Annotated in this window: 14 protein-coding genes and 1 other RNA gene; 9 read left to right on the forward strand and 6 right to left on the reverse strand. The window is 44.6% G+C overall.

The genetic code is table 11. The features are described from left to right. The first annotated feature begins 15 nt into the window (after positions 1–15). Positions 16–276, forward strand: a complete 261-nt coding sequence (locus AC3Y23_RS14230) for a metal-sensitive transcriptional regulator (protein WP_379199924.1) — start codon at positions 16–18, stop codon at positions 274–276. Positions 277–1488: 1212 nt separating this feature from the next. Here the strand turns inward: AC3Y23_RS14230 and AC3Y23_RS14235 are convergent. The 4 genes from AC3Y23_RS14235 to AC3Y23_RS14250 all read right to left on the reverse strand — a co-directional run bounded on the left by AC3Y23_RS14235 (position 1489) and on the right by AC3Y23_RS14250 (position 5725). Continuing rightward, complete coding sequence (locus tag AC3Y23_RS14235) at positions 1489–2856, reverse strand: MATE family efflux transporter (RefSeq protein ID WP_379199926.1); 1368 nt, start codon at positions 2854–2856, stop codon at positions 1489–1491. A 212-nt stretch (positions 2857–3068) separates the two neighbouring features. Next, positions 3069–4307, reverse strand: a complete 1239-nt coding sequence (locus AC3Y23_RS14240) for a putative glycoside hydrolase (RefSeq protein WP_379199928.1) — start codon at positions 4305–4307, stop codon at positions 3069–3071. A 235-nt stretch (positions 4308–4542) separates the two neighbouring features. Then, on the reverse strand, positions 4543–4731 hold the full coding sequence (locus tag AC3Y23_RS14245) for a hypothetical protein (protein WP_175374354.1): 189 nt from the start codon (positions 4729–4731) through the stop codon (positions 4543–4545). Positions 4732–4903: 172 nt separating this feature from the next. Beyond that, positions 4904–5725, reverse strand: a complete 822-nt coding sequence (locus AC3Y23_RS14250) for a YitT family protein (RefSeq protein ID WP_379199931.1) — start codon at positions 5723–5725, stop codon at positions 4904–4906. A 318-nt stretch (positions 5726–6043) separates the two neighbouring features. Here AC3Y23_RS14250 and cshA point away from each other — a divergent pair, with 318 nt between their 5' ends. Next, positions 6044–7696: a degradosome RNA helicase CshA gene (cshA, locus tag AC3Y23_RS14255; RefSeq protein WP_379200008.1), complete on the forward strand. Its 1653-nt coding sequence runs from the start codon at positions 6044–6046 to the stop codon at positions 7694–7696. A gap of 175 nt (positions 7697–7871) precedes the next feature. On the opposite strand, the gene AC3Y23_RS14260 is transcribed toward cshA, so the two are convergent. Next, the gene (locus AC3Y23_RS14260; protein WP_379199933.1) at positions 7872–7967 is read right to left on the reverse strand and encodes a YjcZ family sporulation protein; all 96 of its coding nucleotides are present in this window, start codon (positions 7965–7967) and stop codon (positions 7872–7874) included. A gap of 676 nt (positions 7968–8643) precedes the next feature. Here AC3Y23_RS14260 and AC3Y23_RS14265 point away from each other — a divergent pair. From AC3Y23_RS14265 to AC3Y23_RS14285, 5 genes are all read left to right on the forward strand, one after another. Next, positions 8644–9969 carry an MBOAT family O-acyltransferase gene (locus tag AC3Y23_RS14265; protein WP_379199935.1) on the forward strand — a complete coding sequence of 442 codons (1326 nt, stop codon included), beginning with the start codon at positions 8644–8646 and terminating at the stop codon, positions 9967–9969. A gap of 15 nt (positions 9970–9984) precedes the next feature. Further along, positions 9985–11496 carry an alginate O-acetyltransferase AlgX-related protein gene (locus AC3Y23_RS14270; RefSeq protein ID WP_379199937.1) on the forward strand — a complete coding sequence of 504 codons (1512 nt, stop codon included), beginning with the start codon at positions 9985–9987 and terminating at the stop codon, positions 11494–11496. A 796-nt stretch (positions 11497–12292) separates the two neighbouring features. Further along, positions 12293–13138: a YesL family protein gene (locus AC3Y23_RS14275; protein ID WP_379199939.1), complete on the forward strand. Its 846-nt coding sequence runs from the start codon at positions 12293–12295 to the stop codon at positions 13136–13138. Positions 13139–13242: 104 nt separating this feature from the next. Further along, positions 13243–13435, forward strand: a non-coding RNA gene (ssrS, locus tag AC3Y23_RS14280) — 6S RNA. A 157-nt stretch (positions 13436–13592) separates the two neighbouring features. Next, positions 13593–13982, forward strand: a complete 390-nt coding sequence (locus AC3Y23_RS14285; protein ID WP_066371822.1) for a DUF1499 domain-containing protein — start codon at positions 13593–13595, stop codon at positions 13980–13982. 154 nt (positions 13983–14136) lie between these two features. Here AC3Y23_RS14285 and tpx read toward each other — a convergent pair whose 3' ends face one another. Continuing rightward, the gene (gene tpx / locus AC3Y23_RS14290) at positions 14137–14661 is read right to left on the reverse strand and encodes a thiol peroxidase (RefSeq protein WP_379199941.1); all 525 of its coding nucleotides are present in this window, start codon (positions 14659–14661) and stop codon (positions 14137–14139) included. 113 nt (positions 14662–14774) lie between these two features. On the opposite strand from tpx, the gene AC3Y23_RS14295 reads away from it, so the two are divergent. Together AC3Y23_RS14295 and gltC are read left to right on the forward strand one after the other, a co-directional pair. After that, positions 14775–15407 (forward strand): rhomboid family intramembrane serine protease, encoded by a 633-nt coding sequence (locus AC3Y23_RS14295; RefSeq protein WP_379199943.1) that lies wholly within the window; start codon positions 14775–14777, stop codon positions 15405–15407. Positions 15408–15412: 5 nt separating this feature from the next. Then, entirely contained in the window at positions 15413–16324 is a 912-nt protein-coding gene (gltC, locus tag AC3Y23_RS14300) for a glutamate biosynthesis transcriptional regulator GltC (protein WP_379199945.1), read from the forward strand. The last annotated feature ends 126 nt before the right edge of the window (positions 16325–16450 follow it).

The following is a 16450-nucleotide window of genomic DNA, read 5'->3' on the forward strand; positions in this document are numbered from 1 at the left end:
AGGACGTGTGAAGCAATGGAGTATGATAAGGCGATCAAAAACAGACTGAAGCGGATCGAGGGTCAGGTTCGCGGTGTACTGGGGATGCTGGAGGAAGGCAAGGACTGCCGTGAGATCGTTACCCAACTGACGGCCATTCGTACAGCGGTAGACCGCACTGTAGGAACGGTAATTGGTTCCAATCTGGAGCACTGTATTCAGGAAGAACTGGAGCAGGGCCATTCCCCGGACAAGGTGATAAAGGAAGCTGTGGAGCTGCTCGTTAAGAGTAGATAAGGGATCAGAGTATTAAGTAGTTAGGTGGCGAAGAAGTAAGGGCTTAGCAGCTAAGCAACTAGCTAGCGGAGAAGTTAAGGGCTTAGAAGCCAGTAACCAGTTAACGAAGAGTTAAGGGCTTAAAAGCTAAGTAACCAGTTAGCGGAGAAGTTAAGGGATTAGAAGCTAAGTAACTAGTTAGCGAAGAAGTTGAGGGATTAGAAGTTAAGTAACTAGTTAGCAAAGACGATAAGGCTTTAAGCAAAGTGGACGGCAGCGATGCTGTCCTTTTTTCAATATTTAAGAATTTGCATGTTTTTGGGGTGAGCGAAGCTTGCCCCTTATTTGTTGATTAAGGAAACTATAAACATTATTAAAATGTGGATCATTCCGTTGGAAAAGACAAGGCGATGTCTGGAGAGCCGAAAGGAGGGTGGCGGCTGGATGATAGGTAGCTGGTATTTGATGACTAGAGTTGGTGACGTGTGGCTGGTAGCTGAGTCATGCTCTAGATTATGTGCCCTAACTTTAAGGTGGCTGATTGATATTCCAAGAACATTATCCTAAATCAAAGGTGCTGAGGTAAGACGGAAGATGCTTGTAGTTTGTGGCCGAATAGCTGTCGATTGGCGGTAGGATGCAGATAGCTGACTGGTGCACGGGTGCATCGAAATAACGGCAATTCTGTACCTTAATTTCATACGAAATCATATAATTTTGCAAATAAGAGCAATATTGTATGTTAATTTCCCAGGTTTAGCCTCTTTTCAGACAAAAGTGTAGAATTAGCATACATTTTTGCCCTTATTTCTCGTTTGGCGTGTTTACATCAAAAATTAAGATACATTTTCGCCCCTATTTTTTGTGTACCCTGCGAGATGAGCTTATCTACTATACCCCGATGGGGAGGTGTGCGGCCGAAGTTGAGTGTTTGGAGATGAATTGGACTACGTTTATCAGCAATTTCTCCTCCCCTTAGCAAACTATTAATTTCAAAGGGGGGAGTGCTTCAGCTGTTCTAGCTTGTTTGCTAACTCGTTTTCGAACGTGCCATCGAACATGCCTTCTGCCTCGCTCTCTACCTCGCTCTCTATCTCACTTTTGAACCACGCGTATTCCTGCACTTAGCAACCAACCACGTTATAAAACATACCTATCATCGTATGCAAAAAAAGCAGCGATCACGCTATCAACGTGTTTCGCTGCTTTTTCAGTCAATCAATTCTAACAGCCTTATACTTCGCCTGTTTGCACCTTGGCAGCAAAACGGCGCTGCACAATAACGAGTCTTGACAGAAGCAGTATTGCTCCGATCGCCAAACCGGTGATTAGTCCGATCCAGTAGCCGTAAGCACCCAAATCTGTATAGGTCGCCAGTACATAGCCTACTGGAAGTCCGATCACCCAGTAAGCGATAAAGCAGATGACAAAGGCAGGATTCACGTCTTTATAGCCACGCAGCACACCTTGGGTTGGTGTAGCAATCGCATCCGAGATCTGGAAGAAGATCGCATAAATCAGGAAATGCTGGATTAACGAGATAACCGCAGGCTCATCAGAGTAGAGCCCAGCGACATGATTACCGGCGAATAGCAGCACCAGTGCGGTTGCGAATGAAAGTACCGCCGCTGTACCGATGCCGAGAATGCCGTACTGACGAGCATCCTTGAGGCGCCCGGAGCCAGTCTCGAAGCCAACAAGGATTGTAAGGCTCATGCAGATGCTGAGCGGGATCATATACAGGGTCGAAGCAAAGTTAATCGCTGCCTGGTGGGCGGCGATGGTCATTGTATCGAACCGGCTCATCAGCAGGGTCACTGCTGAGAAGACCGCAGTCTCGAAGAAAATCGAGAAGCCAATAGGGACACCGATTTTGAGCAGTTCCTTGAAGGTGGACAGCGACATGAAGTGGAACTTGCGGAACAATCTGAGCCCGACAAACGGCTCGGCCCGGTAGATAAAGACGAGTGCAACGAGGAATATCACCCAGTATGTAATCGCGGATGCAACACCTGCGCCGACACCGCCCATTTGCGGAAAGCCGAATTTTCCGAAGATCAGAAGATAGTTAAGCCCCACATTAACTGGCAGCGCAATCAGTGTGATGAACATGGAGACACGTGTCTGACCAAGCGCATCAATACAGCTTCGCAGGACGGTGTAACCGAAGAGCGGAATCACGCCAAAAGAAATGGCGCCCAGGAAACGGGCTGCGATATCTCTAACTGCAGGCTCCAGATTCATGAAGTTCAGAATCGGTGACAGGGATATGAAGCCGAGCAGCAGGACAAGCAGAGAGACAATCAAGGATAGCCAAATACCTTGGGTAACCTTAAAGGCGACTTCGTTGTTTCTTTTGCTGCCGACAAGATGTGAAACGATGGGAGTAATCCCCATCAGAATACCGTTCAATCCGGTCTGGATTGGAATCCAGAGACTTGTGCCAATAGCAACGCCTGCCAGGTCAGCTGTGCCGAACTTACCCGACATGTTTGTGTCAAAAAAGGTGATGGCGGACAACGCAATCTGAGTTACCAGAATCGGAAACAGAATGTGCAGGAATTGTCCCATTTTTTGCTTAATAGAATTCGTTTGGATCATTGTGTTTGCCTCGGGTTCTGTAATTTTTTCGGTTACTTTTGTCGGTATGCCCGGCAAAAGACCCGGCGGATGCCGGGTCCCTAATAAGAATATACTATCAGATTGAGTCAATTTCATAAATCAATAAGTGACTGGATATTATACCTATTCGGATTGAAATCCGCATTATGAGATTGATTCAGATTCCGTATAAATTAATAATGGCTTTAAGCTTATTTTCCGTAATTTACATCAGCGGTGTAGCGGTTGTTGGCATTCCAGAGCAGGAATTCATTAATATTCTGTTCATTTAGGGCGCGAATCTGATCCTCTACTTGCTGCTTGCCGTACTTCACATAGTGGCCGCTTCCAAGCCAGCTGGCTGTGAAATCCTGAATCCACGGCCGGATCACAGGTTTGTAGCTACCCAGCGGGTCCAGTTTCTTGTGCGTGTCCACCATAGAACCCTTGATGGTAGCATAAGGGTCTTTGTCCGGGTCCTTGACACTAAACCAGCCGGTTGTGTAGTGGCTCGGGTAGACCATTGGACTGATAACATCGACATTCTTGGAGATCTTCACAAAGTCCTGTCCGATGCCTTCCGCAGCAGGGACGGAAGCGGCATAGCCGAAGATATCCACAGAGACGCGAACACCGAGCGGGTTAAGTTCTGCCTTGGCATATTTAACGAAATCCGCAATGATATCAATGCGGGCTTTATCGCTCTTGGTGTATTTCAGCGTTTCGGCACGCTTCTCAAAGCCCTCAGGGAAACGGACATAATCGAACTGAATTTCCTTGAAGCCTAGCTTAACTGCTTCCTTTGCAATATCCACATTGTATTTCCACACGTTTTCATTGTAAGGGTTAACGAAGCTGTCGCCGCCCTTGTTCTTCCAAATCGTGCCGTCCGGATTCACAAAAGAGAGTTCCGGATGTTTCTTGGCGAGCACTGTATCCTTGAAGACAACGATCCGCGCAATGGGGTAGACCTGGTGCTGCTTCAAGCGCTCCATGAGTTTGTTGATATCTCCGATGAATGGCTTGGGCTCGCCCATTTGCTGTAATTCCGGATTGTCTGTCTTGTAAGTGATATACCCGGCATCATCCTTGATATCAATTACCATGGAGTTAAGCTCTGTCGAGTCAATCAGGTTAAGCAACTGCTCCATGCGGGCGCCGCCTGCACTGTAGGCGGTGACATAAATACCCTTCACCTTAGCTGCATCCGGTTGGGGGTCAGCAAGTGGGGCACCGTTCACGTCTCCGGTCTGTAGTACTGGTGCAGCCGATGCTGACGGGGCTATGCCTTCTCCACCTGAGGTGTTCTGGATCGGATTGCTGTTTTGTGCAATGATGGCAGGATTGTTAGCTGCGGCCTGCAGAATGGCGGTGACATTGGCTGAATGTTGGTCCTGCTGCACGCCCACGCTTCCCAGAGTCATCATCAGTAAAGCCCAGGTGATGTTCATTCTTCATTCTCTCCCTTTATGTACGTTCCTTAGAATTATACAGGAACAACTGCTCCTAAAAAGAACAGACTTGTCATAAACTTGCTGACAATGTGTTCCTGATGCAGCGCCCTTTTTTGTTTATAAACGGGATATACTGCTTTTAAACGGAAGAGTAAAAAGTAAATGCCGCCCTGGTTCAGCGCATGGCCGAACCCAGAGCGGCAACAATCAAGAAAATGTTCTTGCGACTTGCTTAGTGAAGATACGCAGAATTCTGATGCTCACAGATGCTGTAATGGATGATGTCCATAGCATCAGCCGGTTCCAAAATACTTAGTCCGTCGCGCAGCACGATCACCGAATTCAGTTCGTCCTGCTTGAGAAACGGCATCATATCGGGATACCATCTCATGACGATTGCTGACAATTTTACCGTTTCCATTTCCACAACAATCACCCTTCCTTTTTCGAATGGTACTGAACTTGAATTCAGGGTTCACCCAGAAAAACGAGATGCTTGGAATAAGAAGGTAAAGCACAATCTTCATGAAATTATAAAGGGTCCTGCGTGACTATAATATACCACAGATTTGAAGCATGTGCATTGTTTCTCATTACCTCTTGCGGAATGAACCCATGACGCCTACAGTCTCCACGATATTAACAAAAGCTTGCGGGTCCGTTGTTTTGATGATGCGTTTCAGCTCTGCAAGCTCATACCGGGTAGTTACTGTCATTAGCATGTCCTTTTCTACGTGAGAATAAGCACCTTCGGTTCTGATCTTCGTAACTCCACGCTGTAGAACGAGCAGCTGCTTCAGCAGCTCTTCCGTGCGATTGGTTACAATATATACCGTTACCTTGATATGGCTGATGTGAATCATATCGACAACCTTACCGGTGACGTAGATTGAAACCATGGATGCCAAAGCGAGATTCCAGTTATTATCAAAATAAGCTGCTGCCAGAATGACCAGGCCGTTCATCCCTGCAATGATGGTGCCGACCGGAAAATCGCGGTAACGGGTAATGATGGAACCCAAAATATCGAATCCCCCCGACGATCCGCCAGCACGGAAGGAGATACCACTGCCAACGCCGACCATCACGCCGCCGAATACAGAGGCAAGCAGCATATCCGAGGGCACAACTCTTACGGGGATCAGCGTCATCAGCCAGGTGGTGGAGGCGACGGAAAGGATGCTGAGAACGATGAACCGTCGTCCCAGTTGGAACCATCCTGCCACAAGGAGTGGAATGTTGAACAAAAGATACAGCAGACTGATATTGAAGGGTGTAAAATAACCCACAAGCATCGACAGACCCGATACGCCGCCACTGAGCAAACGGTGCGGAATCAAAAAAAGATTAAAGCCGCTGGCGATCAATGCAGATCCAAATATTACTGTTGCATAACTCCCAATACGTTTTAACAAGCAAATTCACCTCTGGTGTGTATTGTAAACCATGAAAGAAAGGAATACACTGGTATTCCCCTTTATGTTTGTGATATAATGTATAGGATATTCTTGAGTAGGACGTTACAATGGTACTTTTGCATTGCTTCGGATGTGAAGCTACAATTGCTCAGGTGATTTTGAAGCGCCTGATGATAGGACGGCTTTTCGTCCCAGGTACGCGTTAACCATGCAGAGATTCTGGCATGATTGGACAGCCTATAAATGTGTTTACCGCTACTTAAGAATACAGACAAGCATGTGGAATGTCCACTGTATAGAAGGAGCATGAATAATTTGAAAACATTCGCAGAATTCGGCCTGGAGCCAAAAGTTCTCCAGGCAATCACAGAGCTAGGATTTGAGGAAGCAACACCTATTCAAGCACAGTCGATTCCCCTGGCATTGACCGGATCGGACCTAATTGGTCAAGCACAAACAGGTACAGGTAAAACTGCTGCTTTTGGTATTCCCCTCATTTCCAAAATCAACCGTGAAGATGAGAAGATTCTCGCACTCGTTATGACCCCGACACGGGAACTTGCCATCCAAGTAGCTGAAGAAATCGGCAAACTGACTCGCTTCAAAGGACTTCGTTCCCTGGCGATCTATGGCGGACAGGATATCGGTCGTCAAATCCGCGGATTGAAGAAGAAACCTCAAATCATTATCGGTACCCCAGGACGTCTCCTGGACCACATTAACCGCAAAACCATCCGTCTGGACGATGTACAGACTGTTGTCCTTGACGAAGCAGATGAAATGCTGGACATGGGCTTCATGGAGGACATTCAGTCCATCCTCAAGCTTGTTCCAGAAGAACGTCAAACCCTGTTGTTCTCTGCTACTATGCCCCCTAACATTCAACGTCTGGCACAGCAATTCCTGAAAAATCCGCAGCACGTATCGGTTATTCCGAAACAAATCAGCGCTCCGCTGATCGACCAAGCTTATATTGAAGTTCCTGAACGTCAAAAGTTCGAAGCGCTTAGCCGTTTGATCGATATGGAATCTCCTGAGCTTGCCATCATTTTCGGACGCACGAAGCGTCGGGTTGATGAGTTAGCCGAAGCCCTCCAAAAACGTGGATATTCCGCTGATGGACTTCACGGTGACCTTTCCCAGAATCAACGTGATGCCGTTATGCGTAAATTCCGTGACGGAAGCATTGATGTACTGGTAGCTACAGACGTAGCAGCACGCGGTCTCGACGTGTCCGGTGTAACCCATGTAATCAACTTTGACCTTCCACAAGATCCTGAGAGCTATGTACACCGTATCGGCCGTACTGGTCGCGCAGGTAAGGAAGGTACGGCATGGTCCTTCGTGACACCACGCGAAATGGATCACCTGCACCTGATTGAGCGTGTTACCCGTCACCGCATTACTCGCAAGCCGTTGCCAACAATGGCTGAGGCGATCGAAGGTAAGCAACGCATTACTGCAGAGCGTCTACTGCACATGGTGGAGAATGGTGAACTGAATGAATATAAAGGCATTGCTATTCAATTGTTGGAACAATACGATTCCGTACAATTGTTGTCTGCGGCAATGAAGCTTCTGACTGGCGAGAAGAAGGATTCCGAAATCGAACTGACTCCGGAAGATCCGATTCGCGTGAAACGTCGCGGTGGCAAGAATGACATCCGCAGCGGACGCAAGCCTAACGGTGGCTATGGCAACCGTGGTGGCTACGGTGGTGGTTCCGGCGGCGGATACCGTGGCAACCGTGACAACAATGGCGGCGGAAGCAGCCGTGGCGGATACAGCAACAACTACGGTGGTGGAAATGGCGGCTACGGCGGTGGCTATAAAGGCAACCGTGACAACGCAGGAGGCCGTGATTACTCGGCATCCCGTAGTGGTGAGCGTAGACCTTCTACTCGCCCGAGCGGCAGCACTACCAGCACACGTCCAGCGGTAAAACGTGAGGATTCCTCCGACGTTTAAGCTGATCAGGTCATCGGCGGTTGCTGATGATTGAACATATGAAGAAGACGGGACACCGCAGCGCGGGTCCCGTCTTTTTTTGTATAAGCAAGAATTTTTAAGTAATACTTTGCTTATCGTTGTTAGGAGAACGCCTAATCGTTCATTGGACGATATAGACGCTCCAAGGCACAAATTAGATGAATGTGCGAGTGATGATGACGAGCAGGATGAACAGAACCAGAATTGTGCCGGTGGAAGTGAAGCCGCCGTAGCCAACAGGTGAGGACATAGGAATACCTCCTTTGAATTGTTGATTGAATTGGTTACGTCTCTAATATATGGACTTATTTCTCTGACGGTATAGACCATAACCTATTAATCAAAAACTTGGGCGCTGGAAAAGAACGGGGCAAATAGGGTATTGAAGTTACACATGCAGCACTGAAACCAAAAGTATATCATGGGTATTCAGAGCTTCGTTTATTGATGAAAATCACTTATATATTAGAAAGTTGAAATACTTGGTGGTTTTAGTACGCTGCTGAAAGGTGTTTTTCGTCTGTTCATAATTTTTTGTAGCATAAGTTTGGTCGCGTGAATGTAATTGTAAAAAAATGAAGTGAAATAAACTATTAACGTAAAGAAAGTGAGTGTAAAGCTCTATCTCTATACGAATCATAGCCCGTATGCGAGAGATGGTCTGGTTGAAGCGAATTAACGGGGGATTTTTCGTGTTGTGAAAAATATTTTTACCATAAGCGCGTGTTTTGGAAAACCTTGCTGGATGGTGTCATATGGGTTATAATATGTTGTCAAATCATATAATTTCCAGTATAAGGGGTACAGTTATGATTTTTAGCACCAGCATATTTCTTTTTAGTTTTCTACCCATGTTTTTGTTGATTTATTATTTTATTGAAATTATTAGCTATAAAAGCAAGAGATTAGTCAGCAATTTGTATATTTTGTTAGCCAGTCTTTATTTTTATTTATGGGGTTCAGGTGAAGCAGTGTATATTCTTATTGCATCAATAGTCGTTAACTATTACATTGGCATATTGATGAACGCTCAATTAATGAAAAAAAAGAGTGGGATAAGAAAAGTATTACTCATAGTGGGAGTATCATGTAATCTAGCAGTTTTGATTTATTACAAATATTCCAACTTTTTCTATGAACAACTTTCTTTATTTTTTGAAAATATAGGGATATATACAGGAAGTCTGGAAAAAATTATCTTACCTGCTGCAATTTCGTTTTATACATTCATGGCTATTTCTTACTTGGTTGAAGTCTATAGGAGACAAACTGCAGCGCGAAACATCATTGATTTCGCTACCTATCTTTCTTTGTTCCCGCACCTAGTTGCAGGGCCAATCGTTCGTTACTCAGAGATAGAGAGAGAATTGGAAGAACGTGAAATCAAGTTGGAAATGATGTTTGAAGGAATCTGGAGATTTGCTATCGGACTTAGTAAGAAGGTGTTGATTGCTAATAATATCGGTGTGGTGGCAGACAAAGTCTTTGATCTCCCTCAAAACGAATTGACTACTGGCATTGCATGGATAGGTATCATCTGCTATACACTTCAAATCTATTTTGATTTCTCCGGCTATACTGATATGGCTATAGGTTTAGCGAAGTTTATGGGATTTAATTTCCCAGAGAACTTCAACCAGCCGTATCGTTCTCAAAGTGTTACAGAATTTTGGAGACGGTGGCATATGTCGTTATCTAGATGGTTTCGGGATTTTCTGTACATTCCGCTTGGGGGAAGCCGAAAAGGGCCAGTAAGAACCTACGTAAATCTGTTTATCGTATTCTTTTTATGTGGTCTTTGGCATGGTGCTTCCTGGTCGTTTGTTGTATGGGGAATGTATCAGGGTGTTATTCTAATCATAGAAAGATTACTGAAACAAAAATACAATTTTGAACCTAAAGGATTTTTAGGTTGGTTGGTTACGTTCAACTTAATAATGATCGGATGGGTATTCTTCCGTTCTTCATCATTAGAAGGAGCGTTTACTTACATTAAGTCCATGTTTAGTTTTGGTTATGCCTCCAAGATTACATACTTTGAACCAATGTATTTCTTGCAAAATAATATTATAGTCTTTGCTGTAATCGGTTTTGTGATAGCTTTTGTTCCACATGAGAAGATTAAGGTAATAAGAAATGATTCTACTCTTTCCACGATAGTTAAAGGAATAATATCTTTGTTAGTGTTCATCCTTTCAGCTGCTTCAATCGCGAAGAGTGGATTTCAGCCTTTCATTTATTTTCAATTCTAAAAAGGATGGGACTAGATGGTTTCCGATAACGTAAAGAAAAGTTTCGTGATTATTTTTATGATAGCTATTCTTTTACCTGGGATTCAAAAAGAACTAATGTTATTTAAGATTACGCCTCTTTCGGAAAACAGGGTAAAGGCAGAACTGCCGGATGGCGGATTTATACCGAACCTTCTTGAGGGCAAAGAGTCGTTTACTCATAAGTACGAACAGTACTATAATGACAATTTTGGATATAGAGACTTTTTAATTAAGCTAAAGAACCAAATTGATTACTCATTGTTTAATGTCTCGGATAAAGTGTTTATAGGCAAGGATGGATTCTTGTTTTATAAGCCTGCTGATGAAGTGGAATTACCACAGTTGGATAGAAAGACAGATGAGCAAATGTCTACACTATTTGGACGATTTGCTAAATTTGATGAAGAGCTTAAATCGAAAGGAATTCAGTTGCTTTTAGTTCCTATTCCCAGTAAAAGCTCGATTTATCCAAATGAGTTTATGGCGAAGATAAAGCGCCCTGAGGTTAACGGATTTGATAAATTTATGAACCATCTACGTAACTCTGATATTCAATATGTAGATACAAAAAAAGTCTTACTTGATTTAAAAAAGAATTATCAAACTTATTACAAAACTGATTTTCACTACAATGCTATCTCTGAGTACGTGGTTTCGAATGAAATAGCTCGCAAATTAAATTCTTTAACTGAAAATAATTTAACTATTAATAACGATTTTAAATTCTTAACAGAAAAAAATTGGGCCGGCGGCGAAAATATACAGATGGGATTATTTAAAAAACTTACTGAAGATATTCCGGTCATTCAAAACAACTGGACTGATTGTGGGAAGACATTGATTCCGAATAGTGTTTACAGATTCAGTCATTTGTCTGATAATTCATGCAAAAACGTACTTCCAAAAACTTTGTTAATTGGAAATTCATTTACAGGCCATTTCTCGGATTATAGCTTTCCACACTATTTTAGTGAAATCAATTCTATTCACTCGGATATATTCAAAAGAACACCTTCCTTTTTGGATAAAGACACGAAGTTCGTTGTTCTCCAACTGCTGGAAAATGATTTGGGTACTATTTATTCAGATGCTGCTTTCTGGCCAAATAATGGAACGATATCAACCGGTCCATTAGTAGATGGAACTATGAGTGATATTGAAATAATGGAATACCCTTCTGAACTGCCTGTGGGAGTTACCGGCACACTTAAAGTAAAGGTAACTAATCGTAGCCAAATAACATGGCCCGCAATTGGGCAAGTCGACGGTGGATTTTTAATAAATCTTGGGTACTATTATCAAACCTATAATGAAGAAAGACGTGAAGGAAGATCTGGGTTACTCCCTCAGGACGTTCAACCTGGATCATCTGTGATAATCGAGGGTAAATTAGGACCGTTTCTTGAAAAAGGGAAATTTGAAATTAACATTGACCTAGTTCAGGAGGGTTTTAAATGGTTTTCAGACGGTAAAGATATGAAAAAAATTAAAGTAAGGGTTTTTTAGTTGATCTAGAGCCCTGAAAAGGAGCTCTGTGTTTAGTTCCTGATATTTATATTCTCATAAGGGGCTTTAATCGCTCAACAAAAGTTCGAAGTAGGACGGGGACTTCACAGCATCCACACTCAAGAGAATTGCACTCCATTTCTTAGACAGCATCTAACAATGGAGTGCAGTTTACTATTCCGGCGGGGCTTCTTCATCTTCTATGTATTCCAGCCATTCTCCGGTACTGACCTTTAAGTGCTTAAGAAACCTCTCCGGCGTTCCTAAACCTTTACGCTTGCACGTTTTTCGTGATTCAGCTCCGATACCGTGTTAATGGAAAGCCTCGCTTCTCTAGCTATTCCCCTGATGAACTTTACCTCGCTGATTCATTAACTTCCTGACGTGACTAATGATCACGGACAGGTCTTATTTAAACAAAATTATACATAAATAAAAATGTATTAACTACTTAATGCGCATATCAATTTTCTGTTACACACATGATACAATGCATCAGACTGAACTGTGGCGAAAGTTGAGGAGCTGAGGTTGACAGGAGGGGACCGGATATAAAAGAATGCGCTTCCTAGTAAACTCTTTCTAAAAATTAGAAAAAGACGCTATGCTCAGAATACGAAATCACTCAGAACTCACATGTTTTATTGAACTATATTTTCCTTTATTAACAATTTATTACTTTTTCTATCCATGAGGGAAGAAAACAAATTTTTAATTAGCTTTGATTATTGTATAATATATATTGAGGTATAGTTAAGATACGCAGTATGCGCGAGACAGACAGGAGGAAGGGAAATTGGAGTTTAAAGGAGCAATGGGTGGTTTATACCGCATCACAGAATGGATTTCACGGATTGCGTTCAGTAATATTTTATGGGCGCTCTGTTCAATTCCGTTTCTGTTCGCAGCTGTTATGAAAATTATTATGTTGGGTACTGGCACAGGTGGCCCCAACGAACAGCTGACCTTGAATTGGGCAATGGGCATTTTCGCACCATTTACTGTGTTTCCGGCTACGGCCGCATTATTCACGGTTGTGCGCAAATGGGTAATGGGAAATACGGATGTCGGCACCTTCCGTACGTTCTTCCAGGGGTATAAAGAGAATTATGTAAAAAGTATGCTCGGTGGCCTGATTTACACGCTGCTGATCGTCATTATGTACGTTGATGTGACCGTATACATGACGCAAATGGCCAACTTCAAAATTGTGGGCATTCTGATGCTGGTGCTGATGATTATTTTATTCGTGTCCATGTTTAATTTCTTCTCGATCGTGGTTCATTACCAAATGACCTTCAAACAAGTTGTCATCAACTCGTTTTTGCTGACCGTTGCTCGACCGATTCGTGTGTTCATGACTTTGATCGGAGCTGGGGTACTGGCTTATATAGGTCTGAAGTATCCTGCATTGTACTTTATTGCCATTCCTACGCTGATAGCCATGCTTGCTTTCTTTAACTTCTATGCAACTTACAATAAGCTGCAAATGCAAGTCGAGCAGAGTAAGCTGAAGGAGCAGGAAGCAGAAGAAGCCCGGAAGCTTGAAGAAGAGGGCGAATCTGAGGGTGACAATACTGATGACGAGTCCGAGACGGACAAAGCTGATAACGAAGGCGATAAAGATAACAAACGAGTTTAAATCAATATCGTATAACGCTGCGGAAAACTGGCGAAATTTCTAATCCGTTATAATTTAAAGCGCATACAGGTTTACATTTTCGTCAAAACGCAATATAATAGTTCTAAATCCTGCGATGTACGTTATGGCTGCTCGTTGTTTTGAACCAATGACAATGTCTCGGGAGATCAAAATCGAAACGTGGCTGAAAGGCCCCGCCTATATGGCCTGGGGAATTCAAAAACGAGTTCTGCGATCACCCACCTGCTCTAGCAGGTTCAGAAGACACTGTGGCCGGACGGCATAGGCGGGTTTTCCAATGGTTATGACAGGCGCCCTATTTTCCGTATTATACGGAGAGGGCGCCTTCTTGTCTTGTGAGAACATTCAGAAAGTGAGTATTGCTCTTTTGTTCCTGAGGCAAGAGTGTTACACTTATACTAATGAACATGGGACTTGAAGAGGGGGAAGTATTTTGTCGTTAAAAAGAACCTTGGTCGGCTTGTTCCGCAGCCATGATGGAACGAGTGACCGCGCAAAAGATCCGGCACTGAAGACACGTTACTACAATCTGCAGAAGGACAAGGCTTGGGAAGAAGTATCCGCAACACTTAAAAAAATTCCGGGTTATAAAGTGCTGCATGAGGTGGAGTCAGTCGGAGAGATTATTTTAGAGAAAAAAACAGCCTTAGGCCGTACGCTCGATATCACCGTCTCGGTACTTAATACGACGCCGGTGCGCTGTGCAGTTGATATATATTCCGCTTCCAGAGGTTCCCTGGGTGACCTGGGTGGCAATTACCGCGTAATTCAGCGCCTCTATGGCTCGCTGGACAAGAAGCTTGGCAAATATAAAGTGGATTGAGAACAGCGGCATAGCCGAATAACAATTCCATTAGGGGATTGTATGCGTTTTCGAGAGATATTCGCATAAGAAAAGCGGAAGAAGGGAGGCCTTCTGCCGCTTTTTTCACAAATAATGAAGTGCATACGTGCGTTTGTCTTGCGTTTGTCTTGCGTTAAGCTTGCAGAAGCTCTTTTACAGCGGAGATTGCGGCTTCGTAGTTTGGATGCTCGCCCATTTCGCTCAAGTATTCTACATAAGTTAACTTGTTATCCTTGTCGATCACGAAGATGGAACGCATGTCCAAACGGAGTTCCTTGATCAGAACGCCATAAGCTTCACCGAATGAAGCCGTCTTGTGGTCGGAAAGCGTGATTACACGGTCAATGCCGGCAGCGCCGCACCAACGGGCTTGAGCGAATGGCAGATCTACGCTGACAGTGAGAATGACGACATCATCGCCAAGTTCAGCGGCTTCAGTATTGAACCGACGAGTCTGTGCATCGCACACACCAGTGTCCAGAGAAGGCACAACACTGATTAGCTTGATTTTGCCGGCATAATCACTGAGGGATACCTCTTCTAGAAGATTCTTGCTGAGTACAAAGTCCGGTGCTTGGTCGCCGACTTTCAGTTCGGGTCCGATAAGTGTGATGGGGCTGCCCTTTAAAGTGGCCACGCCTGTTCTTTCTTGCGTCATATCCTTGTTTCCTCCTCGAATGGGCATATTGGAATGTTAGTACCATTATAAATTATAATCTTTTTAAAGGGAGTATGTCCAACAGGATAACTTGTATAAAAGGATGGGTGTTTATGATATTCATACGATATGAGAATTGGCGAAGCTATATCCGGTATTATCCGGTGACCACGCTCTTGCTTTTGGCGAATGTGGTCATGTTTATAATTTTAACAGCTAATGGGGGATCAACCAATCTGGATACCCTGGTCCATTACGGAGCAATCGTGGATAATGGACCTCTCAGGGGAGAGTGGTGGAGATACGGAGCAGCCATCTTTCTACACAATGGTTTTTCACATTTGTTCTTTAACAGCTTTGCGCTGCTGGTCTTTGCACCTCCATTGGAGCGGCTTCTTGGATGGTGGCGGTATGCGCTGCTTTACTTAGGTGGCGGTGTGCTGGCCAATGTGATGTCGATCGTGCTAAGCACTCCCAATGACAACGTGTGGCGGGTCTCGGTAGGGGCCTCAGGCGCAATTTACGCTGTATATGGGGCGTTTCTCTACATTGCCCTACTGCAGAGAACAATGATGGATGAAGGGTCGCGCAAGACGCTCTATGGGCTTCTGCTGACGGGGGTTATTATGACGTTTGCGGTTCGTAATATAGACTGGGTAGCGCATATCGGCGGTTTAGTCGCTGGCTTTTTCCTCTATGGACTGATAATTCGCTTATTTAAAAGAAGCCGAAGACAGGAGAGATGACAAGCGTGGAGCTTAGACAGCTGCAATATTTTCTCAAGGTTGCTCAAAAGGAGCATGTCACCCGCGCGGCGGAAGAACTGCATGTGGCTCAATCTGCGGTCAGCCGCCAGATTCATCAGCTGGAGCAGGAACTGGGAGTGGACTTGTTCATGCAGAAAGGCCGAAACCTGCAGTTAACGCCGGTCGGTCAGCTATTCTGCAAGAGGGTAGAGGCCGTACTCAAAGAGCTTGAGCGTTCGGTGGCGGAGGTGCATGAGTTTCTGGATCCAGAGTCGGGAGAGATTCGTGTCGGATTTCCGCATAGCCTGGGCACGCATCTTATCCCGAGTATTGTAGCGGAGTTCCGCAAACATTTTCCCCATGTCAAATTCCGTTTCAAGCAGGGGACGTATCCGTCGCTAATCAAGGATGTGTTGATGGGTGAAGTAGATCTGGCTTTCATCTCGCCTTTCCCGGAGAGTAATGATCATTTGGCGGGAGATATTGTGATGACAGAGGAGTTGTTCGCGATTCTTCCGCAGAATCATCCGCTCGCCGGGGAATCAGTTATTCGGCTGGATCAGCTGAAGGATGATAAGTTCGTTCTGTTCAGTCAGGGATACTCGCTGCGTCCTATTGTCTGGCAGGCGTGCCTCCAGGCGGGCTTCAAGCCGCAGATTGCCTTTGAGGGCGGGGAGACAGACACTATCCGTGGTCTTGTCGCAGCCGGAATGGGAGTGAGCCTGTTGCCGGAGATGGCGCTATTCCAGACGAACCCACTTCAGCCGGCGCAGGTGAAGGTGGTTGAACCCGTTGTTACCAGAACGGTGGGCCTGATTCACCGCACTGACGGCAAGCTGCCGCTCGTAGCTCGCTCCTTCCGTGCCTTCCTGTTATCCTACTTCAGGCTGAAGCATTCGGGTGCTCCGGTAGGCTAGTTGTACATCTTAATTATATAGAAGACCTAAAGAAACCTCTCTTTGGAAAATGGTAGATCGCGCACCATTTTAACAGGAGAGGTTTTTTGTGTCTTTATTAACACGAATAAGGGGTGTCCCATACCA

This window comes from Paenibacillus sp. MAHUQ-45 (assembly GCF_058133325.1).